Source organism: Flavobacterium sp. WV_118_3 (genome assembly GCF_039778605.1).
Lineage (GTDB): Bacteria > Bacteroidota > Bacteroidia > Flavobacteriales > Flavobacteriaceae > Flavobacterium.
This window is the reverse complement of the sequence record NZ_CP156060.1, coordinates 2596651-2623640: the sequence shown is the minus strand read 5'-3', so window position 1 is coordinate 2623640 and position 26990 is coordinate 2596651. Positions and strand designations below refer to the sequence as shown.

Genomic DNA, 26990 nt, shown 5'->3' with positions numbered 1-26990 from the left:
GAATTAATTTTATAAAAATTAACCTTGTTGTGGCGTGTCTTTTTTCTCCTCCGGTTTGTTCTCTCTCGGAGGTCTTGGCAATAAAGCTTTCTTAGAAACTTTAGCTTTTTTAGTTTTCGGATCGATACCCATGTATTTAACGTCAAAAACATCTCCGATTTTAATGACATCGGCTACATTTTCTACGCGTTTCCAGTCTAGTTCCGAAACGTGAAGTAAGGTTTCTTTACCCGGTACAAATTCAACAACTGCTCCGAATTCAAGAACTTTAACCACTTTTACAGTGTAGGTTTCGCCTTCTACAGGAGCGAAAATTGTATTTTGGATCGAGCTGATTGCTTTTTCCATTCCGGCAGCATTGGTTCCAAGGATTTCAATGATACCAAGATTACCTTCTTCATTGATAACGATAGTGGTTTCGGTTTCAGCTTGTAAAGCCTGGATATTTTTACCACCTGGTCCGATAACAGCACCGATGAAATCTTTAGGGATTTCAATTTTGATGATTTTCGGAGCTTTCGGTTTAACGGTAGGGTTTGGCTGCGCAATAGTTTCGGTAATTTTACCTAAAATATGCAGACGTCCGTCACGAGCCTGTTCAAGGGCTTTCTCCATGATGTCGTAGGCCAATCCTTCGATTTTGATATCCATTTGACAAGCCGTAATACCATCGGCAGTTCCGGTAACTTTAAAGTCCATATCCCCTAAATGATCTTCATCACCAAGGATGTCGGATAATACAGCCCAACGGCCTGTTTTATCGTCTGAGATAAGTCCCATTGCAATACCCGAAACCGGCTTGCTGATTTGAATACCGGCATCCATCAACGAAAGGGTTCCGGCGCAAACCGTAGCCATCGAAGAGGAACCGTTCGATTCCAATACTTCTGATACCACACGAATCGTGTATGGACAATCGGCAGGGATCATGTTTTTTAAAGCACGTTGTGCTAAGTTTCCATGGCCTACTTCTCGACGGGAAGTTCCTCGTAAAGGTTTTGCTTCACCGGTTGAGAATGGTGGGAAATTATAGTGAAGATAGAATCTTTCTTCTCCTTGTTCAGAAGGTAAATCAATAATATTCGCTTCTCTTGAAGTTCCAAGAGTAACGGTAGCTAATGCTTGTGTTTCACCTCTGGTAAATACAGCCGATCCGTGTGTTGATGGTAGATAATCTACTTCACACCAGATAGGACGGATTTCAGTTGTTTTTCTTCCGTCAAGACGTAATCCTAAATCTAAAATTACATTACGAACGGCTTCTTTTTGTGTTTTAGAAAAGTATTTGGAAACCAAATCTCCGTTTTCTGCTAATTCTTCTTCAGTAAACAGGGCGATTACTTCTTCTTTAACAAGGGCGAATTTCTCACCTCTTTCTTGTTTTGAAGTTCCTTCTTGTGCGATTGCATAGCATTTGTCGTAGGCCGCTTCTTTTACTTTTGCATAAATAGCCTCGTCATTTTTCTCTTGCTCATACGTACGTACTTCGGTAAGACCTAAAGCGGTACGTAGTTTGATTTGTGCGTTGATTTGTGTTTTAATGGCTTCGTGTGCAAATTTGATTGCTTCCACCATTTCTTTTTCGGAGATTTCTTTCATTTCTCCTTCTACCATGGCAACGGAATCCAAAGAAGCTCCGATCATCATATCGATGTCCGACTTTTCTAAATCCTGTTTGCTAGGGTTGATGACCAATTTTCCGTCAATACGACCCACGCGTACTTCAGAGATATACGTTGTAAATGGAATGTCGGAAACAGCTAATGCAGCAGAAGCAGCCAAACCGGCTAATGAATCGGGCATTACGTTTTCGTCGTGCGACATTAATTGGATCATTACCTGCGTTTCGGCATGGTAATCGTCCGGGAATAACGGGCGTAAAACACGGTCAACAAGACGCATGGTTAAAACTTCGCTATCGCTTGGACGTGCTTCACGCTTAAAGAAACCACCCGGGAAACGTCCGGCTGCGGCAAATTTTTCGCGATAATCTACTGTTAACGGTAGGAAATCTACTGGACTGGCGGTACGGGCAGATACAGCAGTTGCTAATAACATTGCATCGCCCATACGAACCACGACAGAACCGTCTGCTTGTTTGGCTAGTTTTCCTGTTTCGATAGTGATTGTTCTTCCATCACCTAAATCGATAATTTCTTGGGTAACCTTAGGAACCATAAAATTAATTTTAATTCTTAATTAGACAAATGGGTTTTAGTTGTGTTGTTGTTGTCGTTGTTGTTGTAGTTGTCTAATACCCAATGAAAAACCAAACTTTTTTCTGTCAAAATATACAAAACAAAAAGAGGCGCGCAGGCGCCTCTTTTCAGTGATTATTTTCTGATGTTTAATTCTTTGATAATCTCACGATATCTGTTGATATCTTTTTTCTTTAAGTAGTCAAGAAGACTTCTTCTTTTACCTACCAATTTCACTAGCGAACGCTCGGTGTTATAATCATGACGATTAATTTTTAAGTGTCCGGTTAAGTGGTTAATTCTGAATGTGAATAACGCGATTTGCCCTTCTGCAGAACCTGTGTTAACTGCGGCTCCACCGTGTTTTGCGAAAATATCCGCTTTAACTTCTTTAGTTAAATACATGCTAATATTATTTAAATGATTATTATGTAGTGAATTAGGAGTGTTCCTATTTCGTGTGCAAAGGTAGCTTTATTTTTGGAACTAACAAATAAAAACAGGAAACAATGTTAAAAAAGTTGTGCAACCTCCTGATTTACAAATTCCAGAAAACGCTCATCTGCAGCTGTAAACGGATCCAGAACATGCGAGTCGATGTCGATCTGACCGATGTTAACACCATTTACAAAAAGCGGTACCACGATTTCGGATTTTACCGTAAGGCTACAGGCAATATAGTTGTCCTGTGCTTTTACGTCGGGAACCACAAAATTCTGATTGGAAACCGCCACTTGTCCGCAGATACCTTTTCCAAACGGAATCACGGTATGGTCGGTTTCAGCACCTACATAAGGTCCTAATACCAGTTCTTCTTTATCGCCGTTGCGGAAATAAAAACCAACCCAGTTGTAATATTCAATATGATCCTGTAAAAGCTGACAGATGTTTTTTAGTTTTTCATCCCGGCTACTATGGGTGTCGGCAACAATTGCGGTCACTTTTGGTTCTAATTCTTGAAATTTCATAACATTCTTTTTGCAAAAGTATTTATTCGGAGCGTTTTAATTTTTATATTTTTGTTAAAAATAAAGCGGTTTGAAAAATCTATTCTTCCAATATAAGCCATTTTTTATCTTTCTGATAAAATTTCTATTGCTCTATGTTATATTGACAGTAGTGTATAAAGGATACCTCGGACAGTATGATGCCGAAAAATTTCAAACCGATGGAATTACGACTTCAGTGGCTCTTCAGGTCGAAAAAACACTGTACTTTTTAGGGGAACCGGTAACAACGGCTCCAAGCACTCAGGATGCATCGGTGGTAATCCTGTTACGCGACAAACCGATTGTGCGAATCATCGAAGGTTGTAATGCGGTGAGTATTATGATACTTTTTGCGGCTTTTATTTTTGCCTTTTCTTCCGGATGGAAAAAGACCTTCCTTTATATTGTTGTTGGAATTATCCTGATTCATATCCTTAATGTGATACGAATTGTATTGTTAACGATGGCTATAGATCGTTATCCGGAACAGGAACATGTACTACACGGCGTGATTTTTCCGTTGTTTATCTACGGCGTTGTTTTTTTGTTATGGGTACTTTGGGTTCAAAAATTCTCCGGTTATGCTACAAAACGTGTGGAAAAATAAACAAACCATTTTAGGGATCGTGTTGGCGGTTATGTTACTGGCTGTAATCCGAGCTTTCGAAAACCAGCTTTTTTACGATCCGTTTTTGGCTTTTTTTAGAGGCACTTTTCAAAATGCAGTTTTGCCAACCTACGAAACCGGCCGATTAATAATTAGTCTGTCGCTACGGTATTGGTTAAATACTGCAATATCTTTAGGTATTATTTATATCGTTTTTAGAGAAAAATCACTACTCCAATTATCTGGGTTGCTTTATGTATTCTTTTATATAGGATTGTTAACTGCTTTTGTAATAGTGTTAAAAAGTTCCGACAAACCGGATTATATGACCTTGTTTTATATCCGTCGATTCTTAATTCAGCCATTGTTACTGCTATTATTCCTACCGGCATTTTATTATCAAAAGAAAAAATCGTAATATTTTTTGTACCTTTAAAGAAGTGTAAAAAGCGATTTAAAGGATGAAAGTTGTAAAACAGTCGGGAGATATCGTAAAATTCGACAGTGAAAAACTGAAACGTTCCCTGCAAATGTCCGGAGCCAGTCCGGAAAAGATAGAGGAGATTCTCAATATAATTGTCAATCAGCTTTATGATGGTATGCCTACCCGGAAAATAAACCGTCAGGCTTTTCAGTTGTTAAAAAAAACATCAAAAGTACATGCGGCCCGTTATAATCTAAAAGCGGCAGTTCAGGCTTTGGGACCAGCTGGTTTTTTCTTTGAAAAATATGTAGCATTATTGTTTGAAAACGAAGGATATGTTGCCAAAACCAATCTGGTTTTAAACGGGAAGTGTGTGACACATGAAGTAGATGTGTTGATTAAGAAAGATCAGCGGATCGGAATGGTTGAATGTAAATTTCATAGCCGGAATGATATTAAATCGGATGTAAAAGTACCGATGTATATTTTGTCCCGGTTTAACGATTTGAAAAGTAAAACCCATTCTATTTTTAGTCAGAGCGATACGATCACCCGATGTTGGGTGATTACCAATAACCGTTTTACAACCGAAGCGCTACAATTTGGCCGGTGTTCCGATTTAAGGATGGTGAGCTGGGATTATCCTGAAAAGGAAAGTCTGAAATTTAAGATAGAGGAAAGCGGACTTTTTCCGATTACCTGTCTGACCACCCTGACACAAAGTGAAAAGGAGAAATTATTGATCACGGGAGCTTTACTGGCATCAGATATATTGGATAATAGTCAGTTACTGGAAGATATAAATATACATTCGAGCCGTATTAAAAATATTATCCGCGAAGCTTCAGCCTTATGTGAACACCTCGGGAATCAATGTAAAATTTTTAACGATTAGCGTATGAAAGTTCAGTTTTTAGGTGCCGCTGGTACGGTAACCGGTTCCAAAACACTTATCGAAAGTGATAATGGTACCCGTATTTTAGTAGATTGCGGTTTGTTTCAGGGTGGAAAATTATTGCGGAGTTTTAACTGGAATCCGCTATCCGTATTGCCGTCCACTATCGATTATGTATTGCTCACACATGGCCATTTGGATCATTGCGGATGGTTGCCACGATTGGTTAACGAAGGCTTTGATGGGAAAATCTTCTGTACCGGGCCTACAAAATCGATCAGTAATCTGATTTTACAGGACAGTGCCAAGATTCAGGAAGAAGAAGCTGAAAAAGCCAATAAAGAACATTATTCAAAACACGATCCGGCCGAACCGCTCTATACAGTTGAACAGGCCGATAAAGTGCTGCCGTATTTTAAAGTCATCGCCATCGATACGCCTTTTGAATTGGAAGAAGGTATAACGGCTACCTATTTTTATGCGGGGCATATTCTGGGGGCTTGTTCCATTACATTGGAGATTGATGGAAAGAGACTCGTGTTTTCAGGCGATATCGGGCGCGACAATGATGTGTTGTTGTATCCGCCCGTACATCCAAAACAAGCCGATTATATTTTTCTGGAAAGTACCTACGGAAACAAAAAGCATCCGGACAACGATCCGAAAGCCGAACTGGAAGCCTGTATTAACGAAACCTATGAACGTGGTGGTAATGTCGTGATTCCGAGTTTTGCAGTCGAAAGAGCACAAAGTATCATGTATCTGATCTGGCAACTTAAAAAAGAAGGGCGAATACCCGATATGCCGTATGTTATTGATACGCCGATGGGAATAAAAGTACTGGATATTTTTACCGATAACGGAAAATGGCACAAACTGAAATGGGAGGAATGTACCGCAATGTGCGAAATGTTTACGATGATCTCCAATTATGAAGAAACGATCGAAGCAATTTACGACGATCGCCCGAAATTAGTCATTGCTGCAAGTGGGATGATCACCGGTGGACGGGTTTTAAGTTATCTGGAACGGTATATCGTCCGACCGGAAACAACCGTTGTTATTGTAGGCTATCAGGCGGAAGGAACCCGTGGCCGAAAATTGTTGGAAGGCGAAAAAGAAATAAAAATTTACGGGCGCTATTATCCGGTGGAAGCAAAGGTTATTGAAATTGAAGGATTATCGGCACATGGCGATCAGGACGATTTGGTAAACTGGCTGTCGGAACTGGAGAATAAACCGAAAAATATATTTCTGGTACACGGCGAAGCGGATAGTTTTACCGAATTAAAAGCGACCATCGAAGCACGGTATGGTTATGAATGTATCATTCCGGAACTGGAACAAAGTGTCGAATTATAAAGGTATTAACACACTACTACAAAAAAAGTACTATTTTTGTGGCAATGAAAATTAAAAAGCACATTAGTTTATTGATAGCGATGCTGATATTGGTCTCCAATGTCGGACTGGCTTTTAATGTGCATTATTGTGGTGGTGAAATCGCCTCGGTTTCATTGGCCTACAAATCGGAAATGCCATGTATGGAGACCTCCGATTCGGAAAGTTCCTGTTGTGCCGCCACCGAAAAAAAAGACAGCTGTTGTTCGAATAGTAAAGTCGACTTAAAGAAAAATACTACCGATAATATTATCGTAAAAAGCTTCCAGCTTGATTTGGGGTCTTTTACAATAGTCGATAACTGGAAACCGGTAGTCGATAGCGAAGAGGAGGAAGTAATCGTAAAAAGTGATGTTGCGTCTTTTTACTGCGATAGTAATGCGCCGCCGCTTTTTAAACTCTACTGCCAATATATTTTTTACGCCTGATTTTTAATGCTTTGAAATCCTGCGCACGCTGCGCATACCTTACATTCAAACATTAAAAATTAAATTATGCACAAGAACTTTATGTTTTTTCTGTTGCTGTTTGTCAATTTTATAACAGCACAAGAAAATGTAACAGGTACGATTACCGATGAACACAATCTGCCTGTAATTGGAGCTTCCGTTACCTGGAAGGATACCACAATTGGAGTAACCACCGACGAAGATGGAGCTTTTAGTCTACCGTATTCAAAAGAAAACCATTTATTGGTGATCAGTTATGTGGGTTATGAAACGCAAACAGTTGAAATTCACGAACCGAAAGCGGTTAAAATAAATATTAAACCCACCAAAACACTGGGTGAGGTTGTCGTACAAACCAAGCGAAACAGTTTACAGAAATCCTATGTAAAAACGGCAAATGTTGTTACGATGAGCAGTAAAGAACTGCTTAAAGCGGCTTGTTGTAACCTTTCCGAAAGTTTTGAAACCAATCCGTCGATTGATGTAAACTTTTCAGATGCGATTTCCGGAAGCAAACAGATCAAAATGCTGGGACTAACGAGCCCGTATATTCTGATTGCCGAAGAGAATATTCCTTCTGTTCGTGGTGCCTCGCAGGCCTACGGGTTATCCTTTACACCGGGAACCTGGGTTGAAAGCATACAGGTAACTAAAGGAGCCGGAAGCGTGGTAAACGGATATGAGAGTATCTCCGGGCAGATTAATACCGAGTTGATCAAGCCTGCTAATGATATTCCATTCTTTCTTAATGCCTATGGTTCGACCGACAGTCGTTATGAACTGAATACCCATTTCAATAAAAAAATATCCGATAAATGGAGTAGTAGTCTTTTCCTGCATGGGAATGCCCGTGTTGCCAAAAACGATATGAACCACGATGGTTTCCTGGATAATCCTTTGGGAAAACAAATTAACGTACTCAATCGTTGGCAATATAGTGATGCCGAAAAAGGATGGGTAAGCTTTATTAACCTACGGTATATGCGTGATGAAAAGCAAACCGGACAGGTAGAATTTGATCCGAACCGGGATAAATTTACCACTAACTATTGGGGATCCGAAATCAATACCGATAAAGTAGATCTTTCCACAAAAATCGGATATGTATTTCCGGATATGCCCTACCAGAGTATCGGTTTTCAGAATTCCTTTAATTATCACAAACAGGAATCTTATTTTGGTTTTAACCAATATAATATCCAACAAAACAGCTTTTATTCCAATTTGATTTTTAACTCGATTATCAGTAATACGCTGAATAAATTTTCAACCGGGTTAAATTTTACGTCCGATGATTATAATGAATATGTATTTGTTGGATCGGGTATGGATGTGAGCCGTCGCGACAATTCCATCGGAGCCTTTTTCGAATACACTTATGACAATACGGATAATTTTAGTCTGGTAGCCGGAGCGCGTTATGATATTCACAACCGGTTGGGTGCTTTTTTTACACCGCGTTTGCACCTGAGATACAATCCGTGGGAAAAAGCGGTTTTCAGAGCATCGGCAGGAAGAGGAAAAAGAAGCGCGAATATCTTTGCCGAAAACCAGCAATTATTTGCTACATCACGAGCGTTTAACATCCTGAATACGGGTGGAAAAATTTACGGATTGGATCCGGAAATTGCCTGGAATTATGGAGTGAGCTTTATGCAGGGCTTTAGTCTTTTTGGCAAAACAGCTGAGGTAAGTGTCGACTTTTATCGTACCGATTTCGAAAATCAGGCGGTAGTCGATTTATATGCGAGTCCGCAACAGGTATTATTTTATAATTTAGAAGGGAAGTCGTATGCAAACAGCTTACAATTGGAGTTTAACTACGAATTTTTCAAACACCTGAATCTGCGTACGGCCTATAAATATTATGACATCCAGACGGATTATTTAAGCGGAGCCAAAGAGCGTCCATTGCAAGCCAAACACCGTGTTTTTGCGAATCTGGCTTACGAAACGCATATCAAAGAAAAAGGGCAGCAATGGAAATTTGATTTTACCTATAACTGGATGGGAGAACAACGTTTACCAAATACAGCCGATAATGCTTTATTACGGGATCGCCTGCCGGATTATTCACCGTCATTTTCGGTAATGAATGCGCAAATTACCCGAACATTTTCGAGTACGTTTGAAGTATATGTAGGAGGTGAAAACATTGGAAATTATAAACAGAAAAAAGCTATTTTAGGGGCAGAAAACCCATTTGGCCCGTCGTTTGATAGTTCAATCATCTATGCACCGGTATTTGGACAGATGTATTATGCCGGATTGCGATTTAAAATTAAATAACTAAAATTAGAAACAATGAAAAAAATAATAGTAATACTTTTGGTGTCGTTAGTAGGATTTGTGGCACAGGCACAGGAAAAGAAAAACAAAAATGCAAAACACGATATTGCAGTAAAAGGAAACTGCGAGATGTGTAAAAAACGTATCGAAAAAGCGGCTTATGGTGTTCCGGGTGTTAAATCGGCGATATGGACAGCCGATAGCCAGTCGTTACATGTGATTATGAATGAAGAAAAGGCGACGCCGTTACAATTACAGGAATCGATAGCCAAAGCAGGACATGATGCCGGCGAAGTTAAAGCCAGCGCTGATGATTATGGGAAGCTGCACAGTTGTTGCCAATATGAACGATAAAATAAAAATCCCGATTCGAAAGAATCGGGATTTTTTTATGAAAGAAGCGAAATAACAATACTGTGACTAAATCATCATTGTAAAGGACAAGAAGGGAATTGCGTTGTGTCGAGCTGTTGTAAATGAATATATTGTATTTTGCTTTAAGATGGACGGAGTGTTAAATGATTTTAAAAGTTCGGATAATTACAGAACTTTTTGTACTTTTGAGATGAGGATAATAGGACGGAAAATAATTTTAAAATTAAAATGGAAGAATATCGGAAATAAAAAACTGTGCAACGCAATTGATCAATTACTCGCAGATTTAGAAACATTCGATTTTAAAGTAGCGACTATAACGGATATTAGAAAAGATGCAGATTGTGTACATAACGAAGGTTTTTATTTTTTTAATATTCATATCCATAGGACGTTAATTTTAATCGAAATGGATGATGAAGGAGAGGCAACCATAGTTTGGGCCGGATCGCATCAGGAATATGAAAGGACTTTTAAAAACAATAAAGTGACCATTACAAAATGGTTGCGTACTAAAAATTATATCGAATGATGAATACCGATTTTACAATAGACGAATTTATAAGAAAAGGCATCATTACCGATGAACTGGAACTGGAGCGTGCGCTAATTGCCGATCGGAAATTGCGACTGCTGGCAAAAGACAACCTGCATTTTAAAAACCTTAGAAAAAAACTAAGAAATTTAATTGAAGCATACGAACGCAAAGAATGGTCGGATGTGGGACAACTAACAGACGGCAAACTGGCGGAAAGTAACTTTTGGGAAACTGTAGCGGAACAGGAACGGATTTTTATGGAAAAAAGAAAACACCTTATTCGAAAAGAATTAAAAATTCGGAAGCTGACGCAACAAGATTTAGGACATCTATTAGGGCATAAAAGTAAAACACATATGTCGGAATTAATGAACGGAATAAAACCGTTTACGTTAAAAGATTTGGTGTTGATAAATCAATTGTTGCGGATTGACATAAAAGAATTGATTCCAGTTTTTTTGTCAAAAGAAGATAGGATTCGGGTACAATCAGCGATAACAGAACTCGGAAAACCACAGATCAAATTATGCGGTTAGAATACAATATTGAATAAACAACAGCTACTTGTTCTATAATATAAACGAGAGACCGTTATCCTAGTGCAGGAATGAAAAATAAAAATCCCGATTCTTTCGAACCGGGATTTTTGTTATAAAAAACATAAAAACACCTGAAAAGTAAAGATTGCGACTATGCTTTCCATGGCTTTTTGCTCTGAAAAAGGTATATTTGTGACAATAGGTCGGGTGTGATAAAAATCCATTTTTAGAGGATCAATGTTATGGAGAGGGATTTTCAAAACCGACTGCCTATCGCCTGAAAACTCACTTTACTACATTATGAAAACAACTAACATTTTAGCGACAGGATTGCTGCTGCTAGGGTTTTGTATGCCACAACACTTGCAGGCTCAGGACTTTTTTAAAGACAGGAAGCTTAACCTGAACGAAGACGGTTCGAATTATGTGAAATTTACATTTCTTACGCAAGCCTGGTTACGCCATCAGGATTTTAACCCAGGATCAACGATCAACGGAGTAGCGCAGGATAACGGTACTGATATTGGGATCCGTCGTTATAGAGTACAAATGTACGGTCAGTTAACCGAACGGGTCTTTATCTATACCCAATTTGGGGAAAACAATTTTAACAATATGTCCGATCGGAAAGTAGGCTTTTTTGTACATGATGCGATGGGAGACTATGCGATAGACAAAGAAAAGCTATCTTTGGGTATGGGATTATCGGGCTGGAGCGGACTGGCGCGTTTTGCATCACCTTCGGCCGGAACGATTCTAGGCGTAGATGCGCCTTTATACCAACAAAGTACCAACGATGTAACCGATCAGTTTTTACGGAAGTTATCGGTATTTGCCAAAGGTAAACTAGGAAAACTGGATTACCGAATTGCGATGGCCAAACCAATGAATATTCAAAAATCGGCAAACTATAATCCAACTGTTACGGCTAATGCGACTTTTTCTTCCGAACCGCCCAATATGCAATGGAACGGATATTTTCAGTATCAGTTTAAAGATCAGGAGTCCAATCAGACGCCTTATATGACCGGAACCTATTTAGGAAAGAAAAAAGTGTTGAATGTTGGTGCGGGATTTATCTACCAAAAAGACGCTATCTGGCGACTGGGAATAACCAATGATACGATTCGTGAAAATATGGTGCATTTGGCGGCAGATGTATATTACGATGCTCCGATAGGAAGTAGCGGGGAAGCGATTAGTGCTTATGGTAGTATCACGCATTATGATTTTGGTAAAAACTATACCCGGAATGCGGCTGTAATGAATCCTGCAAACGGTACCAAAGACCCGACTATTTTAAATGGAAGTGGTAATGGTTTTCCGATGTATGGAACCGGAACCATTTTGTATGGTCAAATCGGATACAAGCTAAAAGACAATTTGATTGGAAAAACGACTTTAATGCCGTATGCTTCGTTGCAACACGCGAATTATGAACGACTCCATCGTGCGATGCAGTTTTACGATGTAGGTGTCAACTGGTTATTGTCCGGGCATACTTCCAAGTTTACCGTTGCTTATCAAAGTCGGCCGGTTTACCATACAAACGGTGATTACCTGGATCGAAAAGGTGCGATCATTGCGCAATATCAGGTGTTCTTTAATTAAGACTATAAAAAAAACCGAAGTGCAAGCTTCGGTTTTTATTTTATAACTGGATTGTTTTTTCTTCGGAAATAAGTTCTCCGTCAGGACCAATGCCTTCAATCTTTACTTTAATGCTTTTCTGGTTGTAATTCGGAATAGAAAAAAGGAAATCCCCATTTTGATCCGTTCGTACATCCGGAATCCAGTTAATCGTTCCGTAGTTGATAAACCCTTCACCATAATCCTGATAATACGGATTTTTAAAATCTTTCGGATCCTGAGCGGCTCTTTTTACAACATAAGATTGGGCTTTTGATGCTGCTTTATCAGTTCCCATATAACGCTTGGTATAAATACGAATAAAACCGCTTCCGCCATCTATGCCCATTCCATAGCCACTTTTACTGATATAGATTTCGTCGACCATATCCAATGACATTCCAATAAGCATTGTTAAATCCGGTTGTAATGGTACATCATCTACAAAAACGGCAGGTGAAGGATTGCCTCTTAGGGATCGGGTAATTCGGTTGTTGATATAAACAGAACCGTTTTTATAGACCACATCAAAACCGTTGGCACCGATAAACGAAAGGATTTCGCGATACGAAGCAAAATCACCACTGCTGATTTTGTAGCCTCTGGCCATGGAGTTGTTATACCGGCCTATGTTTTTTAAAGGAGGTGGTGTTTTGGCTTTTTTCTTAATAATCACATTATCCAGCTGAATTGCTTTTTTATTTTGAATTTGGGGTATTGCGAGCGTTTCAGTTTCCATAATTGCATCGGTAGGACATTGAAAATCTGGTTTTGGAAGCGGTTTTAAAAACGGACTTTGTCCGTCGAGAACCTGAATGGACATCGGGAGATTTTCGGTCATCCCATTTTTGTTATATAAGGTTAAGGATACGGAAGCCGAATCGTACAGGATAGCATTGTTAAAAATAAATTCGTTTTTATCGTTGATAGCCGATTTTTTTCGGACACTATTATAAAAAGACCCCATTTGTACGTAGTAGTCACTTTTATTGGTGATTTTTTTATTGATCGTTCCTTTGATTGTAACTCCAACTTCAGATTTATAGGTTTCGATCGGAATGGGAGATTTTGATATTGTTTCAAAATCGTATTTCGATTTTTGTGTGATCAGATATGTATCCAATTCGTAGTGTTTCCCTTTTGAAAAATCGGAAAGATAATAGGATGTATTGGTTATCATAGGGTTGTCCAGATAGGTCGAAAATACAAAGTTGTCGTATAGGGATCGTGCATTTCCGATAGCGGCTGTTTTTTCGGGCAAGACAGATATGCTTAGACTGCCAAAAGGAATAGGGGACTTGCCTTTAAAATAGAGTGTATCATTTCGGGTTTCCGACAAGGATATTGTTGCTTTTTTAACCAGGTCATACGGTTTAAAAATAAGGCGCTCGGCTAATTTTTTATTGTTGGCATCAATCAGAGTCAGCGTGTTGATTCCGTTGTAAAAATACTGGTTATCGATAGTGAATGTGTCTTCCGTTATGCCTTTTTTAAGAGTAAGTTTTTCAATCAGGGAAACTTTTTCATCCTGTTGGATTATAAGCGAAAGTGTCACATCGGAATAGGACGGACTTGAGGTTTTGAGTGTTAAGAAAGCTCTTTCGGACGATGTATAATTATTGATGCTAAATGTAAAATTTGAGGTTTTAAAAGACGGTAATGCAAAAGTTTGGGTGTTGTTTCCGATGGTAAAAACCGCTTTGTAAGGCGCATTATAATTTTGCAGTAAGTCAAATCGGCCGATACCTTTTTCATTAGTCGAAAAACTGGTTACCACAATTCCTTTGGCATTTAAGACAGAGCCGTTTTTAATGGCAATGGGATTTCCGTTACAATCGGTTATTTTAATAGCGATTGTGTTCGAATTGTTTTCTAAAAAAGCACCGCTTTCAGGGAAGAATTGTACTGTAAGCGTCTTCGGGTTCGCAACGGTATTGGTGTTGAAAGTAGTTGCATCAACGGGATTTAAGATCGTAATGGGGTATACCGTTGATTCATCTTCCTGAAAATTATTCATAAAGTTTGTATACGCCCTGATATAATACTTTCCGGATTTCATTTTTTTATCCGGACGAATATAGCCCTCGAAGGTTCCATAACCGAGATAGTACAATTTTGATTGTATTTTAAGGCCTTGTTCGTCTAGTAAATCAATATAGATATTGGTTGTTTTGGTGGATGGGATTTTGCTTTTTTCTTCGATAAAATAGCCTTTAAACCAAATACTTTCTTCATTCAGATATACCGTTTTGTTGAGATGCAAGTGAATTTTTTCCCGATCGGATTTAAAATAATTAGTGTAGTTTGTTGTAATCTCTTTTTCCCTTTCGGTTTCCAGTGTAGTTTGTGCGAGACTGCCGTAGTGTGTGAACATGGCGAGTATAAAGAAAACGGAAAATTTATTCATATTTATTTTTTTTCTCTGTATTGTGAAAATAAATATACAAAAAAAACCGCCACAAAATTGTGACGGTTTTTGAATATAAGTTATTTGGAATTTTACATCATTCCTGGCATTCCGCCACCCATTGGCATGGCACCAGCAGCGTTTTCCTCTTTGATTTCAATTAAGGCACACTCCGTGGTCAGGATCATACCCGATACCGAAGCAGCATTTTCAAGTGCCACACGGGTTACTTTTTTCGGATCGATAATTCCGGCTTTTAGCATGTCTACGTATTCGTCTGTTTTAGCGTTGTATCCGAAACTGTCTTTACCTTCGGCTACTTTTGCTACAACAACCGAACCTTCCAATCCAGCATTTTCAACAATAGTACGTAACGGCGCTTCAACAGCACGGGAAACAATCTGAACTCCGGTTGCTTCGTCAGCATTGTCGGCTTTAATATTTGCTAAAACCGTTTTAGCACGTAGTAAAGCAACACCACCACCGGCAACAATTCCTTCTTCTACTGCTGCACGAGTTGCATGTAAGGCATCATCCACACGGTCTTTTTTCTCTTTCATTTCCACTTCAGAAGCCGCACCAACATATAATACCGCTACACCACCAGCCAATTTAGCAAGACGTTCCTGTAATTTTTCTTTGTCGTAATCGGATGTAGTTGTTTCCATTTGAGCCTTAATCTGGTTCACACGGTTTTTAATCATATCCGCTTCACCGGCACCGTTTACGATAGTCGTATTGTCTTTGTCGATGGTTACTTTTTCACAGGTTCCCAACATATCCAACGTTGCGTTTTCCAGGTTGTATCCGCTTTCTTCCGCGATAACAGTTCCACCTGTCAGGATGGCAATATCTTCCAACATCGCTTTTCTTCTGTCGCCAAAGCCTGGTGCTTTAACGGCAGCGATTTTTAATGCACCTCTTAGTTTGTTTACCACCAAAGTAGAAAGCGCTTCACCATCTACATCTTCAGCAATGATCAATAGTGGTTTACCCGATTGTGCCACTGGTTCCAGGATCGGTAATAACTCTTTTAAAGACGATACTTTTTTGTCGTATAAAAGAATATACGGTCTTTCTAATTCCACTTCCATTTTTTCCGGATTGGTCACGAAGTAAGGTGATAAATACCCTCTGTCGAACTGCATTCCTTCTACCACATCCACGTAAGTGTCGGTACCTTTTGCTTCTTCAACGGTAATAACACCTTCTTTTCCAACTTTTCCGAAAGCAGTAGCGATCAAATCACCAATTACATCATCGTTGTTGGCAGAAATTGAGGCAACCTGTTTGATTTTGTCGGTTGAGCTGCCTACTTCCTGTGCCTGTTTCTGAAGATCGGCTACAATAGCTTCTACCGCTTTGTCGATACCTCTTTTTAAATCCATTGGATTGGCACCAGCTGCTACGTTTTTAAGACCTTCTTTTACGATAGCCTGTGCCAAAACCGTTGCAGTGGTAGTACCGTCACCGGCTAGATCATTTGTTTTGGAAGCTACTTCTTTTACCATTTGTGCTCCCATGTTTTCCAAAGTGTCTTTTAATTCCACTTCTTTTGCTACAGAAACTCCATCTTTTGTTACGGTTGGTCCGCCAAACGATTTACTGATGATTACATTACGTCCTTTAGGACCTAAAGTTACTTTTACTGCGTTTGCCAATGCGTCTACACCGCGTTTTAAACCATCGCGTGCTTCAATATCAAATTTTATATCTTTTGCCATTTTATGTATTCTTTAATTTTACGTATTCGTTTTTATGGTTTGTATTAGATGATCGCTAAAATGTCATCTTCTCTCATAATCAGGTAGTCCTTACCTTCGAATTTTAAATCGGTTCCAGCATATTTTCCGTATAAAACAGTGTCACCAACCTTAACGGTTAGCGGTTCGTCTTTTTTACCGTTTCCAACAGCTACCACAATACCTTTCTGAGGTTTTTCCTTAGCTGTATCAGGGATGATAATACCGGAAGCGGTTTGCGTTTCAGCAGCCGCAGGTTCCACGATAACGCGATCTGAAAGTGGTTTGATGTTTAATGCCATAATACTATATTATTTTATGTTATGATTATTTAGATGCAAATTACTTTTCAGAAAGTATGCCAATTGCTAAAACTGACAGTTTTTTGTAAAAAAAAATGCCAGCACTGACAGGCTGGCATTTTCTAGGGATTGTTATATCTTATTTTTTAGCTTCTTCAGTCGGAGCTGCGGGAGCTGCTGCGTCAGTCGCTGTCGGAGTTTCAGATGCTGCTGCCGGAGCCGCTGCTTTATCAGCTGCTGGTTTTGCCGGAGCCGGAGCTGCTGGAGCTGGTGTACTATTGTCAATTAATTTAGAACCGTTATCTCCCATGCTTCCTGTAAAGCTCAAGCTGGATAATAAAATCAATACGATTAAGGCTGTAGCCAACGTCCAGGTACTTTTGTCAAGGAAGTCATTTGTTTTCTGAACACCACCCATCATTTGAGAACCACCAAGGCTTGATGATAATCCTCCACCTTTAGGGTTTTGAACCATGATAACCACAATAAGTAAAAAACAAACGATTGTTATTAGTACTAAAAAAACTGAAAACATATTTTAATTTTTTAATTGTTATTTTGTTGTAATATCTTAATATCCGAAATTCGGTCTGCAAAGAAATGACTTTTTTCTGGATATTTCAAAATTAATATTTCATAAGCTTGAATTGCTTTCTGATATTTTTTTTGTTCAAGGTAAACTTTAGCCAGTGTTTCGGTCATCAGATAGGAGGTGTCTTGTGAAGATTTCTCAATGTTTACGGGAGCTGATGGCGTATTTTTGACTGGCGTTATTTTTGGATTTGTCTCGATAAATTTGTCGATTAAATCTGATTTTTTCTTTTTCTCCGGATCAATTTCTTCTAAATCGGCCGGCTTTTCACGGTCAATAGGGCTGAATTTGGCCAGTTGTAGCCATTCCTGGAACGAATGTTTTTCTTCTTTTGAGAACTCCAACGGCTTGCCGATTTCGAGTTTTTCCGTAGCTGCTTCGATTGTTGCAGCTTCTTCAATGATTGGTTCCGGTTCCGGCAATACGACTTCTGCCACAGGTTCGGGTTCGGCTACGCGTATAGACGAACGAATGGATTGCTCCAATGCTGTTTCGACTTTGGGTTGTTCGGTAACGGAAGGTTCTGCTTCCGGTATTTCAATTTCCACTTCGGCTTCCTTAATAGATGAGCGTATGGATTGTTCCAGAGGATCGACCTCGGGGATGGTTATTTTGTCTTCTTCCGGTATAATAACTTTATACTGGTTGACAATAATATCGTGGATTGCAGCTTCTTTTTCTTCAAAAAAGGCCTGTTGAATTGCAGTGAAATTTTTCGAAGTAATAAATTCAAACAGAATACTACGGTCGGTAGTATAGGCGGCTGTCTTTTTTAACTCCTGATTATAACGATAACTATTTTCGTCGTAAAGCCCTTTAAGATGTATGGCACGAGCCGCCTGGAAATAGGGGAACTGATGCAAAACCGCCTCCAGTTCGACAGTTTGCCGGGACCGGATGTTTTGGGGGTTATTGAGTAAATATGATAAATCGTTTACGTTCAAAATGACAGATTTAGAGTGTTACCACTTTGCTAGTGACTGGTTGAATACATCCTGAGTAATCCTTTCGAAAACAACATTCAGGGCTTCCGATAAACGGGAGCCTACTAATTGATCATTAGCCGGGAAATCATAATAGAAAGAGAATTTTCTTTCGAAATCATCGTCCGATTTATTTTTATTGGTAAAGCGTACGTTAATTGTGATCGACAGTCTGTTCTGATCGGCGCCCTGATTGGCGTTCGACCCCATAGGTGTAATACGGTAATCGGTTATTTCACCTTCATAGATCAGGTCACCACCGGTATTGGTAAGACTCAGGTTAGTTTGATTCTGAATAATCTTTTGCAGTTCGAGTGTAAAAGTTCGTTCGATACCCGGTTCAACCAAAGGAGCATTATTTTGAAAATAATTCACCTGAAATGTTTTGGCGTCTATTTTTCCGGTTCCGGTAAAATTATAAACGGAACAGCCGGTTAATACTAACAGGATCGGTATAATTAGGATGTATTTAATAGCTTTCATGGTATTACAAATCGAATTGCTTGATTTTTCGGTATAAAGTTCGTTCGGAAATTCCCAGTTCGTCTGCGGCGGCTTTTCGTTTTCCTTTGTTACGTTCCAGTGCTTTTTTGATCAGTTCGATTTCTTTCTGATCCAGTCGAAGGGAATCTTCTTCCTCAATAGCCTCAGCGATAAGATAATTTTCATCATCATCATCGTCAAATTCTTCCTGTATGGTTTCCGATGGCATTGGAATGACTTCCAGACTGGTTTGTTTTTCAAACGGAATCTCGTTTTCTTCTGTGGAGCCGTAAATACGTTGAATCAGGGTTTTATTACTTTCCTGTACCTTGTTGGTATTTCCGTTTTGCATTAATTCCAACGTCAGTTTTTTCAGATCGTTCAGATCGCTTTTCATGTCGAAAAGAATTTTGTACAGGATTTCCCGTTCGGAACTGAAATCACTGTCGGCTTTTTTCTCGCTGATCACTGAAGGCAGATTACTACCTTCCATCGGTAAATACGATTGTAAGGTAGCGAGTGAAATATCACGGCTAGTCTCCAGTACAGAAATTTGTTCGGCTACATTTCGCAATTGACGGATATTTCCGCTCCAGCGGTATTTGGTGAGCCATTGGACAGCCCCTTCGTCTAATTTTAAAGGCGGCATTTTGTATTTATGGGCAAAATCGGATGCAAATTTTCGAAAAAGCAGATGGATGTCTTCTTTTCGTTCGCGTAAGGGCGGAAGATTAATTTCTACGGTACTCAAACGATAATAAAGATCCTCCCGGAATTTTCCTTTATCGATAGCGCTAATCATGTTAACATTGGTAGCCGCAACAATTCGCACATTGGTTTTTTGTACCTGTGAGGAACCTACTTTGATAAATTCTCCGTTTTCCAGTACCCGTAGCAAACGCACCTGAGTGGTTAGTGGTAATTCGCCTACTTCGTCAAGGAAAATCGTACCACCGTCGGCCACTTCAAAATAGCCTTCACGGGTAGCGGTTGCCCCGGTAAACGCCCCTTTTTCGTGTCCAAATAATTCGCTGTCGATCGTTCCTTCGGGAATAGCACCGCAGTTTACGGCGATATATTTTCCGTGTTTCCGGTGGGAAAGGGAATGGATGATTTTCGGAATACTTTCTTTACCTACACCGCTTTCACCGGTTACCAATACCGAAATATCGGTTGGAGCTACCTGTATGGCTTTTTCGATGGCGCGATTGAGTTTCGGGTCATTCCCGATAATCTCAAAACGCTGTTTTATGGCTTGGATGTTTTCCATGACAGAGGTTGTTTGGGTTATATTGATGAATGGACCGGTTTACAATTAATTCATGTCGGAATAACCGGTTGCTTCTCCTATTAGTGTAGCGGTAGTACAATCGTTGATTTTTACCATAACAAAATCACCTACTTTGTAGTTTTCTTTCGGGAAAACAACGACCACATTCTCAGAATTTCTTCCGGACCAATGGGCGTCCGATCTTTTGGATGTTTTTTCGATCAATACTTCTACCGTTTCGTTTAGGAAACGCGAGGTTCGTTTATGACTTAGTTTTTGTTGTAAATCAACAATTTCCTGTAAGCGACGTTTTTTAACTTCTTCCGGAACGTCATCTTCCATTTTACGGGCTGCCAGTGTTCCTGGTCTTTCGGAATAGGCGAACATATAACCAAAGTCATATTCTACATATTCCATCAGGCTTAAGGTATCCTGGTGATCCTCTTCCGTTTCCGTTGGGAAACCAGTGATCATGTCCTGAGAAATAGAACAACCCGGTATAATTGTTTTGATTTTATCGACCAATGTCATATACTCTTCACGGGTATGCTGACGGTTCATTTCCCTTAAAATTCGAGTACTTCCGGATTGTACCGGTAGGTGGATATAATTACAGATATTTGGATGTTTAGCAATGATGTGTAATACTTCTTCGTGCATATCCTGTGGATTGGAAGTCGAAAAACGGAAACGCATTTTGGGATGTGCGATGGCACACATGTCCAATAACTGAGCAAAATCGACTGCAGTAGCTTTTTGCATTTCGGTTGCTTTTTCAAAATCTTTTTTCAATCCGCCACCATACCATAAATAACTATCCACATTCTGACCTAAAAGCGTTACTTCTTTGAAGCCTCTGCTGGCCAGATCGTTTATTTCTTCGAGGATACTTTGGGGTTCACGGCTACGTTCGCGACCACGGGTAAATGGAACTACGCAAAACGTACACATATTGTCGCATCCTCTAGTGATGGATACAAAAGCGGTAATTCCGTTACTGAGTAAGCGGACAGGAGAGATGTCTCCATAGGTTTCATCCTTAGACAAAATAACATTGATAGCATCACGACCTTCGTCTACCTCTTTTAAAAGGTTTGGAATATCTTTATAGGCATCCGGACCAACCACCATGTCCACGATTTTTTCCTGTTCGAGGAACTGACTTTTCAGACGTTCGGCCATACAACCTAAAACGCCGACTTTCATACCCGGGTTTATTTTTTTTACGGCATTGTATTTTTCAAGACGTTTACGCACGGTTTGTTCTGCTTTGTCCCGAATAGAGCAGGTATTAACCAGAACCAAATCGGCCTCTTCCAGTTTTTGGGTTGTATTATACCCTTCGTTGGCCAAAATAGAGGCAACGATTTCACTGTCGGAAAAATTCATGGCACAGCCATAGCTTTCGATAAAAAGCTTTTTAGAATTTCCTTCTTTATTTTCGAGAACAAGACTGGTTCCCTGTTTATTTTCTTCAATAATCTTTTCCATATAGCACTATAGAGTGAAAATCTTCATAATCTGCAAAGATAGTATTAAATTTTATTTTCTGACAAGATGACAGATTTGTTTAACACAGATTTTCAATTGTGCTGAAAAAGGCCTGAAATGACTATTCCGGCTATCTTCTGAAAAGATCCCGGAACTGATATAACAGGCGTTCCAGTAGGCGAAGATCTTCGGTGATAATATCAGCAGTTCCACCCATTTCCTGTTGGAAGGTAATTTTTTTATGGTAGGATGTATTTAAACCTTTAGGAAGGGAAACATCAATTAATAAAAGGCCATCTTTGTCGGGTGTTAACGAAATGGATTTTACTTTTCCTTTCACAACACCGAATTCGCGATCGGGATAATTTAGTAAACGAATATTGACATCCTGATTGGGTTTTAGTTTTCCGGCATTGACTGTTCTCGCTTTGACTTTACCGATATATTGAGTAGAGGATTCCGGAATAACGGTAAATACATTTTCGCCCACATTGATCGTTTGGTTTTCCTTCCAGATTTGCAGATAGGACACTTCGCCCGGAATGGACGCCCGAAGTACATACGCCAGATCCCAGTCGGCAATAGCCTTTCGTAACTGATTATAGGATTGTGCCATATTCCGGAAAAAAATGATCTGATCTTTAGTCTCGTTGATCTTCGTTGTTTTGCTACTGCGATTGAGTTCGTTTAATGATGAATGCAATTGTGAGATCTGAGAATTCAGGCTTTTTATGTTTTTTTCGTTCTGTAGGTAATCGATATTTTTGGTTTCCCACTCCTGTAATGCGATTACACCATTGTCGAATAGTTTTTTATACCGCTCCAGTTCTTTTTTCTTAAGCTGTAACTCGGTTTGTGCAATCGATGCCTGTTGTTCCAAAAGCCCTAAGCGTTCTTTTAGCTGAATGGCTTCATACCGTTGCGCACTGTTTTCCACACGATAGGGTTGTAAATCTTTATTCAGTTCGTAATTGGCATAGTCTTTTTCGAAAAGAGCAAAAACGCTGGAAATATCACCTAGTTGTAAGGTGGTTAATTTTTCAAAAGGAAATTTAAACTCCGGATTGATTTTTAACGTATCGGTAATGCTTTTTAAAAGAAAAACATCCGGATAACTGGCCGTATTTTCAATAACGGCCAAAGGAGTGTCTTTTTTAACTTTGCTACGATCCGGAACCAATATTTTTTCGATTCGACCCGAGGTTCGGGCGATCAGTTTTTCGGGAGGTGTTTGCGTTGTTATGGAAATTTCGGCAGTCACGATATCCGGATAACGGACAAACCAGGACAGGATTAACATTAATGATAGGATAATGAAAATAACAATATTGCCCCATCGGATCATCCAATGTGGTACCTGCGATAGTATTTCCTGAACTTCTTCGCTTCTTAACTTTATATCTGTATTTCTATGTTGCGGCATTTGATCGATTTTTATTTTAATTGCCCAGTTGTAACTGGTTTTTAACCAAGCGGTAGTAATTTCCGCGACTATCAACAAGCTCGTCGTGACTTCCGACTTCAATAATCCGTCCTCTGTCCAATACCACAATCTGATCGGCATTCATAACAGTACTCAGCCGGTGAGCGATTACCACTACGGTTTTATCCCGAAAAAAGAGATCCAGTTTTTGCATAATTTCCCGTTCGTTGTTAGCATCCAGAGCGGAAGTTGCCTCGTCAAAAAACAACATCTCCGGATTTTTATAAACGGCACGGGCAATTAGTAAACGTTGTTTTTGTCCGGTACTCATTCCGGTACCTTCCATCCCGATTTTAGTGTTATAACCCAATGGAAGTTCTTCTATAAATTCCTGTATATTGGCCACATCGGCGGCATAGGCCAAACGCGCTTTATCCACTTTATCGACTCCGAGTGCAATATTATTCGCAATCGTATCGTTGAAAATATAACCTTCCTGCATCACAGATCCAATATGCGAACGCCAGGTTTTTTGAGACATATTTTTAAGATTGGTCCTGCCTAAAAAGATCTCCCCGGAATTCGGATCGTAGAACTTTAATAAAATTTTCATTAGTGTAGTTTTTCCGCTACCACTAGCCCCTACAATGGCGGTTACCTTTTTGGCCGGGATAGTCAGGCTAACATCTTCCAGCACCGGAACGTCGGAACCGGTATAACGAAACGAAAGATTTTTGATATGCAGCGTCTCGTCTTTTGGGAAATCGTGAATTTTTTCATCTTCATCCTGAGTTTCATCGTCTTTTTCGTGTATTTCCGATAAACGCGCCAGGGAAATCTTCGCATCCTGTGCTTCCCGAATAAAACTGATCAATTGTATAATAGGACCATTCAAGCTTCCTACGATAGAACTGATCGCCATCATCATCCCCAGCGTAATAGCCCCGTCGATAACCAATTTGGCCGAAAGGAAGATGATCAAAATATTTTTAAGCTCGTTGATAAAATTGGACCCAATCGACTGGGTTTGTTCCAATACCAGACTTTTCATAGACACTTTAAACAAACGCGCCTGTATGTATTCCCAACCCCATCGTTTTTGTTTTTCGGCATTGTGGAGTTTAATCTCCTGCATTCCGTTGATCAACTCAATGACTTTACTCTGTTCCTGGCTGACTTCCGAGAAGCGTTTGTAATCGAGATCCTCCCGTCTTTTCAGGAAAAGTGTTACCCATAGGAAATAGAAAAAACTACCAATAAAGAAAATGGCAAAAATGGTCAGATTGTAATAAGCCAAAACCGCTCCCATGATGATCATGTTTACAAAAGAAAACAATACATTTAGGGAAGATGTGGTTAATATCCGTTCGATCCGGTGATGATCACTAATACGTTGCATAATATCCCCGGTCATTCGTACGTCAAAAAATGAAATGGGCAGATTCATCAGTTTGATAAAGAAATCCGAGATCAGGGAGATGTTAATGCGAGTAGAAAGATGCAGTAAAATCCAACCTCGGATAAACTCCAGTCCGGTTTTTCCGAAAAACAAAAACAACTGCGCAAACAAAACCATGTAGATAAAATGGATGTTCTGATTTTGTATTCCTACATCGACCACACTTTGGGTTAAAAAGGGGAAGATCAGTTGTAGGCAACTTCCGGCCATTAATCCAATGATCAACTGAACAAGAAAGGTTTTATAACGTAGGATATATTTGGAAAGTAATCCGAAACCAAAAGCTTTATTATTGGAGTCGGATTCAAATTCACTCTGGTAAAACTTCGGTGTTGGCTCGATTAACAATGCAATTCCTTCTTCGGTTGTTTCAGTAACATTATTGCCGATCCAGAATTTAAGAAATTCCTCTTTATCGTACTCCAAAAGTCCATGTGCCGGATCGGAAACATAGAGTTTGTGTTTTTTTACTTTATAGAGCACCACATAATGGTTGTTATTCCAATGCAAAATACAAGGAAGCGGTACTTCCTGTAGTTTTTCCAGCGAAATACGCACACCCAATGTACGGAAACCGATTCTTTCGGCGGCATCACTCAATGATAACAAATTGCTTCCTTCCCGGGTTGTTTCGGAAAGTGCTCTTAGCTTCTGAATATTGATAACCTTTTTATAGTGCTTGGCAATTATTTTAAGACATGTAGGACCACAGTCTTTGGAATCGGCTTGTTTATAGAATGGGAATTGCGACATTATTTGTTTGTGTTGATTCTAATGATGCATAATGCGATCATGTTTGTGTTCATTTTGCGGATAATTCTCCATATTCACAAATATATAAATATTGTTAAGGAAAGCTTTAAATTTATTTTTTTTATTCAAAAAGTTAAATAGTATCTTTTGAGTTGAACTTTATAAGGAATAATGTTTTATAGTGTTTTGTTTTAATGGGTTTTATGCATGTTTAACCAAAGCTGTTTTCATAAGATTTATCTACAGTCCCAAAAACCGGAAAAAAGTTTAAAGCCATATTTTATTTCATAGTCCTTCTTTTTGGCATCAACCATGGTTGAAACAATAAGCATTTTCTTTCTCATTGCATTTACTGTATCTAAGTTTATGTTTTTTATATGCCCTAAAGCCGCGGGATTTAAAAGATAGGCTCCAGTTAATTTAATTTTGTCACAGTAATAAGGGAATTTGGATTTATAGCGGTAGGCATTATCATAAATAAGACCAACATCTCTTGGGTGAATATTTCCTTTTTTGATTTCGTTTAATAAGGTTTTTTTTAGGAGGTAATACGAGCAAGGGTTGTGTACAAGGATGATTTGTGCCCATACTGTGGATAAACTTTCTTCTTCTGAGTTCATATAGAATAGTTCTTTATGTTTTTTTCGCTGCTGATATAGATCCAAGTACGATTTTCCAATTTCACGAAAGATAGAGTTGTCTTCGATGCCGATTAGTTTATCACCCGGAAACCCTTTGTTTTTTTATGTACTTGAGAAGTTTTTGTGTGGTTTGGTATACAATGTTATGGTATTTAGGTTTCTGTTTGTTCAATTGATCTTTAATAGCGAGGTAATAAATAGTATTTCGATAATAAAAGTCAATTCGGGCAATATATTTTTTCTGTTTTGATTATACGTTTTGATGAGTTTAGTGTCTTTTTGTAATTTCTGCAATTCTTTTTTAAAGAGCGGATAATAGTTTAAATGCGCTATTTTTAATCCCTGTTCAAACCCCTTTTCAATATAAAAACGATAGGGTCTTTTTTCGAAAAGAGCGATTTGAGCAGCGTTGACCAAATCTTTAACATATATAAAGTTGTATTCTTTAAAAACCTGATTGTAGTAAAACAGAGTGCTATCCGTTTTGTGTTCCATAAAGTAAAGTTCCTCGGCTTTATTTATCAGGGTATGATACTTGGTGTAATCATCGGTTTGAGAAAAAACAAGGCAAGAATAGAGACCCAATAAGAGTAGTACCTTTTGTTTCATAACAAGCTATTTGAACTGATAACGTTGACAATATCAACGCTATCAGTTATTAATGTTAGCATTCCCGATACCAAAAATCCCGGGCAGCACCACCTCCATCAACGGATCCGGTTTCATTTGTGCGGTAATCGTAACAATCCGGATTACCACCTCCATAGGTTGTAGCTACTTTTGCACCTCCAATAATTGATTTCATTTTCTTTAAAGGATTGAAATCGATCCTGTTCTAAACTTTCTAATTTTTTCATGATGCGTAAACTTTATAGATTGTTTTTTAAAATAAATGTTTAGATATTATATATTCATTCAGTTGATAATAAACATTCAAGAATAGACTTAAAACAAGTTTTGTTGGCATCCTCATATTCCAAATGTAGGAACAGTTTTTTAGCATTTACTAAAAGAGTACTACGCAAAGACACGCAGCAAAACACGCAAATGCACTCAGTAACGCAGCAAAACGAAAATAAAGCTATAGATGTAGCTAAAAGAGAAGTGAGAA

General features: G+C 39.0%; 26 protein-coding genes. 10 read left to right on the top strand and 16 right to left on the bottom strand.

Going from position 1 to position 26990, the window contains the following annotated elements; genetic code table 11:
* Window positions 1-18: 18 nt before the first annotated feature.
* The 3 genes from ABFU83_RS12265 to ABFU83_RS12255 form a co-directional block, all read right to left on the bottom strand.
* A complete protein-coding gene (locus ABFU83_RS12265; RefSeq protein ID WP_347066288.1) occupies window positions 19-2178 on the bottom strand; it encodes a polyribonucleotide nucleotidyltransferase in 2160 nt (719 codons plus the stop codon).
* Between the two features lie 155 nt (window positions 2179-2333).
* Window positions 2334-2603 carry a 30S ribosomal protein S15 gene (gene rpsO, locus ABFU83_RS12260; RefSeq protein ID WP_347066287.1) on the bottom strand — a complete coding sequence of 90 codons (270 nt, stop codon included), beginning with the start codon at window positions 2601-2603 and terminating at the stop codon, window positions 2334-2336.
* A 107-nt stretch (window positions 2604-2710) separates the two neighbouring features.
* Window positions 2711-3166 (bottom strand): GAF domain-containing protein, encoded by a 456-nt coding sequence (locus ABFU83_RS12255; protein WP_347066286.1) that lies wholly within the window; start codon window positions 3164-3166, stop codon window positions 2711-2713.
* 70 nt (window positions 3167-3236) lie between these two features.
* On the opposite strand from ABFU83_RS12255, the gene xrtF reads away from it, so the two are divergent.
* The 10 genes from xrtF (at window position 3237) to ABFU83_RS12205 (ending at window position 12315) form a co-directional block, all read left to right on the top strand.
* Window positions 3237-3794, top strand: coding sequence for an exosortase family protein XrtF (xrtF, locus tag ABFU83_RS12250; protein ID WP_347066285.1), 558 nt, complete (start codon window positions 3237-3239; stop codon window positions 3792-3794).
* Window positions 3769-4212 (top strand): exosortase F system-associated protein, encoded by a 444-nt coding sequence (locus ABFU83_RS12245; protein WP_347066284.1) that lies wholly within the window; start codon window positions 3769-3771, stop codon window positions 4210-4212. The genes xrtF and ABFU83_RS12245 overlap by 26 nt, the downstream gene beginning before the upstream one ends.
* Before the next feature lie 43 nt (window positions 4213-4255).
* Window positions 4256-5113 carry an ATP cone domain-containing protein gene (locus ABFU83_RS12240; protein WP_347066282.1) on the top strand — a complete coding sequence of 286 codons (858 nt, stop codon included), beginning with the start codon at window positions 4256-4258 and terminating at the stop codon, window positions 5111-5113.
* Between the two features lie 3 nt (window positions 5114-5116).
* On the top strand, window positions 5117-6475 hold the full coding sequence (locus ABFU83_RS12235; protein WP_347066281.1) for an MBL fold metallo-hydrolase: 1359 nt from the start codon (window positions 5117-5119) through the stop codon (window positions 6473-6475).
* Window positions 6476-6519: 44 nt separating this feature from the next.
* On the top strand, window positions 6520-6942 hold the full coding sequence (locus ABFU83_RS12230; protein WP_347066280.1) for a hypothetical protein: 423 nt from the start codon (window positions 6520-6522) through the stop codon (window positions 6940-6942).
* A gap of 66 nt (window positions 6943-7008) precedes the next feature.
* Window positions 7009-9252 (top strand): TonB-dependent receptor, encoded by a 2244-nt coding sequence (locus ABFU83_RS12225; protein WP_347066278.1) that lies wholly within the window; start codon window positions 7009-7011, stop codon window positions 9250-9252.
* Window positions 9253-9267: 15 nt separating this feature from the next.
* Window positions 9268-9606: a cation transporter gene (locus ABFU83_RS12220; protein ID WP_347066276.1), complete on the top strand. Its 339-nt coding sequence runs from the start codon at window positions 9268-9270 to the stop codon at window positions 9604-9606.
* A gap of 211 nt (window positions 9607-9817) precedes the next feature.
* Complete coding sequence (locus ABFU83_RS12215) at window positions 9818-10159, top strand: type II toxin-antitoxin system HigB family toxin (protein WP_347066274.1); 342 nt, start codon at window positions 9818-9820, stop codon at window positions 10157-10159.
* Window positions 10156-10701 (top strand): helix-turn-helix transcriptional regulator, encoded by a 546-nt coding sequence (locus ABFU83_RS12210; RefSeq protein ID WP_347066273.1) that lies wholly within the window; start codon window positions 10156-10158, stop codon window positions 10699-10701. The genes ABFU83_RS12215 and ABFU83_RS12210 overlap by 4 nt, the downstream gene beginning before the upstream one ends.
* A 303-nt stretch (window positions 10702-11004) precedes the next feature.
* Window positions 11005-12315, top strand: coding sequence for a hypothetical protein (locus ABFU83_RS12205; protein ID WP_347066272.1), 1311 nt, complete (start codon window positions 11005-11007; stop codon window positions 12313-12315).
* A 40-nt stretch (window positions 12316-12355) separates the two neighbouring features.
* On the opposite strand, the gene ABFU83_RS12200 is transcribed toward ABFU83_RS12205, so the two are convergent.
* The 13 genes from ABFU83_RS12200 to ABFU83_RS12140 form a co-directional block, all read right to left on the bottom strand.
* Complete coding sequence (locus ABFU83_RS12200; protein ID WP_347066270.1) at window positions 12356-14740, bottom strand: hypothetical protein; 2385 nt, start codon at window positions 14738-14740, stop codon at window positions 12356-12358.
* A 92-nt stretch (window positions 14741-14832) separates the two neighbouring features.
* Window positions 14833-16464, bottom strand: coding sequence for a chaperonin GroEL (groL, locus tag ABFU83_RS12195; protein ID WP_136402231.1), 1632 nt, complete (start codon window positions 16462-16464; stop codon window positions 14833-14835).
* 44 nt (window positions 16465-16508) lie between these two features.
* Window positions 16509-16784 (bottom strand): co-chaperone GroES, encoded by a 276-nt coding sequence (gene groES / locus ABFU83_RS12190; protein ID WP_136402232.1) that lies wholly within the window; start codon window positions 16782-16784, stop codon window positions 16509-16511.
* 139 nt (window positions 16785-16923) lie between these two features.
* Window positions 16924-17319 (bottom strand): preprotein translocase subunit SecG, encoded by a 396-nt coding sequence (gene secG, locus ABFU83_RS12185; protein ID WP_347066268.1) that lies wholly within the window; start codon window positions 17317-17319, stop codon window positions 16924-16926.
* Window positions 17320-17330: 11 nt separating this feature from the next.
* Window positions 17331-18320, bottom strand: a complete 990-nt coding sequence (locus tag ABFU83_RS12180) for a hypothetical protein (protein ID WP_347066267.1) — start codon at window positions 18318-18320, stop codon at window positions 17331-17333.
* A gap of 18 nt (window positions 18321-18338) precedes the next feature.
* A complete protein-coding gene (locus ABFU83_RS12175; protein WP_347066266.1) occupies window positions 18339-18842 on the bottom strand; it encodes an LptE family protein in 504 nt (167 codons plus the stop codon).
* Window positions 18843-18846: 4 nt separating this feature from the next.
* Window positions 18847-20112, bottom strand: coding sequence for a sigma-54 dependent transcriptional regulator (locus ABFU83_RS12170; RefSeq protein ID WP_347066264.1), 1266 nt, complete (start codon window positions 20110-20112; stop codon window positions 18847-18849).
* Between the two features lie 45 nt (window positions 20113-20157).
* Window positions 20158-21603, bottom strand: coding sequence for a tRNA (N6-isopentenyl adenosine(37)-C2)-methylthiotransferase MiaB (gene miaB, locus ABFU83_RS12165; protein WP_347066262.1), 1446 nt, complete (start codon window positions 21601-21603; stop codon window positions 20158-20160).
* 130 nt (window positions 21604-21733) lie between these two features.
* Window positions 21734-23026 carry an HlyD family efflux transporter periplasmic adaptor subunit gene (locus ABFU83_RS12160; protein ID WP_347066260.1) on the bottom strand — a complete coding sequence of 431 codons (1293 nt, stop codon included), beginning with the start codon at window positions 23024-23026 and terminating at the stop codon, window positions 21734-21736.
* Between the two features lie 16 nt (window positions 23027-23042).
* Window positions 23043-25238, bottom strand: coding sequence for a peptidase domain-containing ABC transporter (locus tag ABFU83_RS12155; RefSeq protein ID WP_347066258.1), 2196 nt, complete (start codon window positions 25236-25238; stop codon window positions 23043-23045).
* A gap of 236 nt (window positions 25239-25474) precedes the next feature.
* A complete protein-coding gene (locus ABFU83_RS12150; protein WP_347066256.1) occupies window positions 25475-25858 on the bottom strand; it encodes a hypothetical protein in 384 nt (127 codons plus the stop codon).
* A 189-nt stretch (window positions 25859-26047) separates the two neighbouring features.
* Complete coding sequence (locus ABFU83_RS12145; RefSeq protein ID WP_347066255.1) at window positions 26048-26488, bottom strand: hypothetical protein; 441 nt, start codon at window positions 26486-26488, stop codon at window positions 26048-26050.
* Between the two features lie 55 nt (window positions 26489-26543).
* Window positions 26544-26684, bottom strand: a complete 141-nt coding sequence (locus ABFU83_RS12140) for a hypothetical protein (RefSeq protein ID WP_347066253.1) — start codon at window positions 26682-26684, stop codon at window positions 26544-26546.
* Window positions 26685-26990 lie beyond the last annotated feature (306 nt).

Bases quoted from the DNA above. Each gene is read 5' to 3' on its own strand.
- ABFU83_RS12205 (WP_347066272.1), top strand. From the start codon at position 11,005: ATGAAAACAACTAACATTTTAGCGACAGGATTGCTGCTGCTAGGGTTT.
- groL (WP_136402231.1), bottom strand. From the start codon at position 16,464: ATGGCAAAAGATATAAAATTTGATATTGAAGCACGCGATGGTTTAAAA.
- ABFU83_RS12160 (WP_347066260.1), bottom strand. From the start codon at position 23,026: ATGCCGCAACATAGAAATACAGATATAAAGTTAAGAAGCGAAGAAGTT.
- ABFU83_RS12150 (WP_347066256.1), bottom strand. From the start codon at position 25,858: ATGAACTCAGAAGAAGAAAGTTTATCCACAGTATGGGCACAAATCATC.
- rpsO (WP_347066287.1), bottom strand. From the start codon at position 2,603: ATGTATTTAACTAAAGAAGTTAAAGCGGATATTTTCGCAAAACACGGT.
- ABFU83_RS12210 (WP_347066273.1), top strand. From the start codon at position 10,156: ATGATGAATACCGATTTTACAATAGACGAATTTATAAGAAAAGGCATC.
- ABFU83_RS12145 (WP_347066255.1), bottom strand. From the start codon at position 26,488: ATGAAACAAAAGGTACTACTCTTATTGGGTCTCTATTCTTGCCTTGTT.
- groES (WP_136402232.1), bottom strand. From the start codon at position 16,784: ATGGCATTAAACATCAAACCACTTTCAGATCGCGTTATCGTGGAACCT.
- ABFU83_RS12225 (WP_347066278.1), top strand. From the start codon at position 7,009: ATGCACAAGAACTTTATGTTTTTTCTGTTGCTGTTTGTCAATTTTATA.
- ABFU83_RS12175 (WP_347066266.1), bottom strand. From the start codon at position 18,842: ATGAAAGCTATTAAATACATCCTAATTATACCGATCCTGTTAGTATTA.
- ABFU83_RS12170 (WP_347066264.1), bottom strand. From the start codon at position 20,112: ATGGAAAACATCCAAGCCATAAAACAGCGTTTTGAGATTATCGGGAAT.
- ABFU83_RS12230 (WP_347066280.1), top strand. From the start codon at position 6,520: ATGAAAATTAAAAAGCACATTAGTTTATTGATAGCGATGCTGATATTG.
- ABFU83_RS12245 (WP_347066284.1), top strand. From the start codon at position 3,769: ATGCTACAAAACGTGTGGAAAAATAAACAAACCATTTTAGGGATCGTG.
- ABFU83_RS12215 (WP_347066274.1), top strand. From the start codon at position 9,818: ATGAGGATAATAGGACGGAAAATAATTTTAAAATTAAAATGGAAGAAT.
- ABFU83_RS12155 (WP_347066258.1), bottom strand. From the start codon at position 25,238: ATGTCGCAATTCCCATTCTATAAACAAGCCGATTCCAAAGACTGTGGT.
- ABFU83_RS12140 (WP_347066253.1), bottom strand. From the start codon at position 26,684: ATGAAATCAATTATTGGAGGTGCAAAAGTAGCTACAACCTATGGAGGT.
- ABFU83_RS12235 (WP_347066281.1), top strand. From the start codon at position 5,117: ATGAAAGTTCAGTTTTTAGGTGCCGCTGGTACGGTAACCGGTTCCAAA.
- miaB (WP_347066262.1), bottom strand. From the start codon at position 21,603: ATGGAAAAGATTATTGAAGAAAATAAACAGGGAACCAGTCTTGTTCTC.
- ABFU83_RS12220 (WP_347066276.1), top strand. From the start codon at position 9,268: ATGAAAAAAATAATAGTAATACTTTTGGTGTCGTTAGTAGGATTTGTG.
- secG (WP_347066268.1), bottom strand. From the start codon at position 17,319: ATGTTTTCAGTTTTTTTAGTACTAATAACAATCGTTTGTTTTTTACTT.
- ABFU83_RS12255 (WP_347066286.1), bottom strand. From the start codon at position 3,166: ATGAAATTTCAAGAATTAGAACCAAAAGTGACCGCAATTGTTGCCGAC.
- ABFU83_RS12240 (WP_347066282.1), top strand. From the start codon at position 4,256: ATGAAAGTTGTAAAACAGTCGGGAGATATCGTAAAATTCGACAGTGAA.
- ABFU83_RS12200 (WP_347066270.1), bottom strand. From the start codon at position 14,740: ATGAATAAATTTTCCGTTTTCTTTATACTCGCCATGTTCACACACTAC.
- ABFU83_RS12265 (WP_347066288.1), bottom strand. From the start codon at position 2,178: ATGGTTCCTAAGGTTACCCAAGAAATTATCGATTTAGGTGATGGAAGA.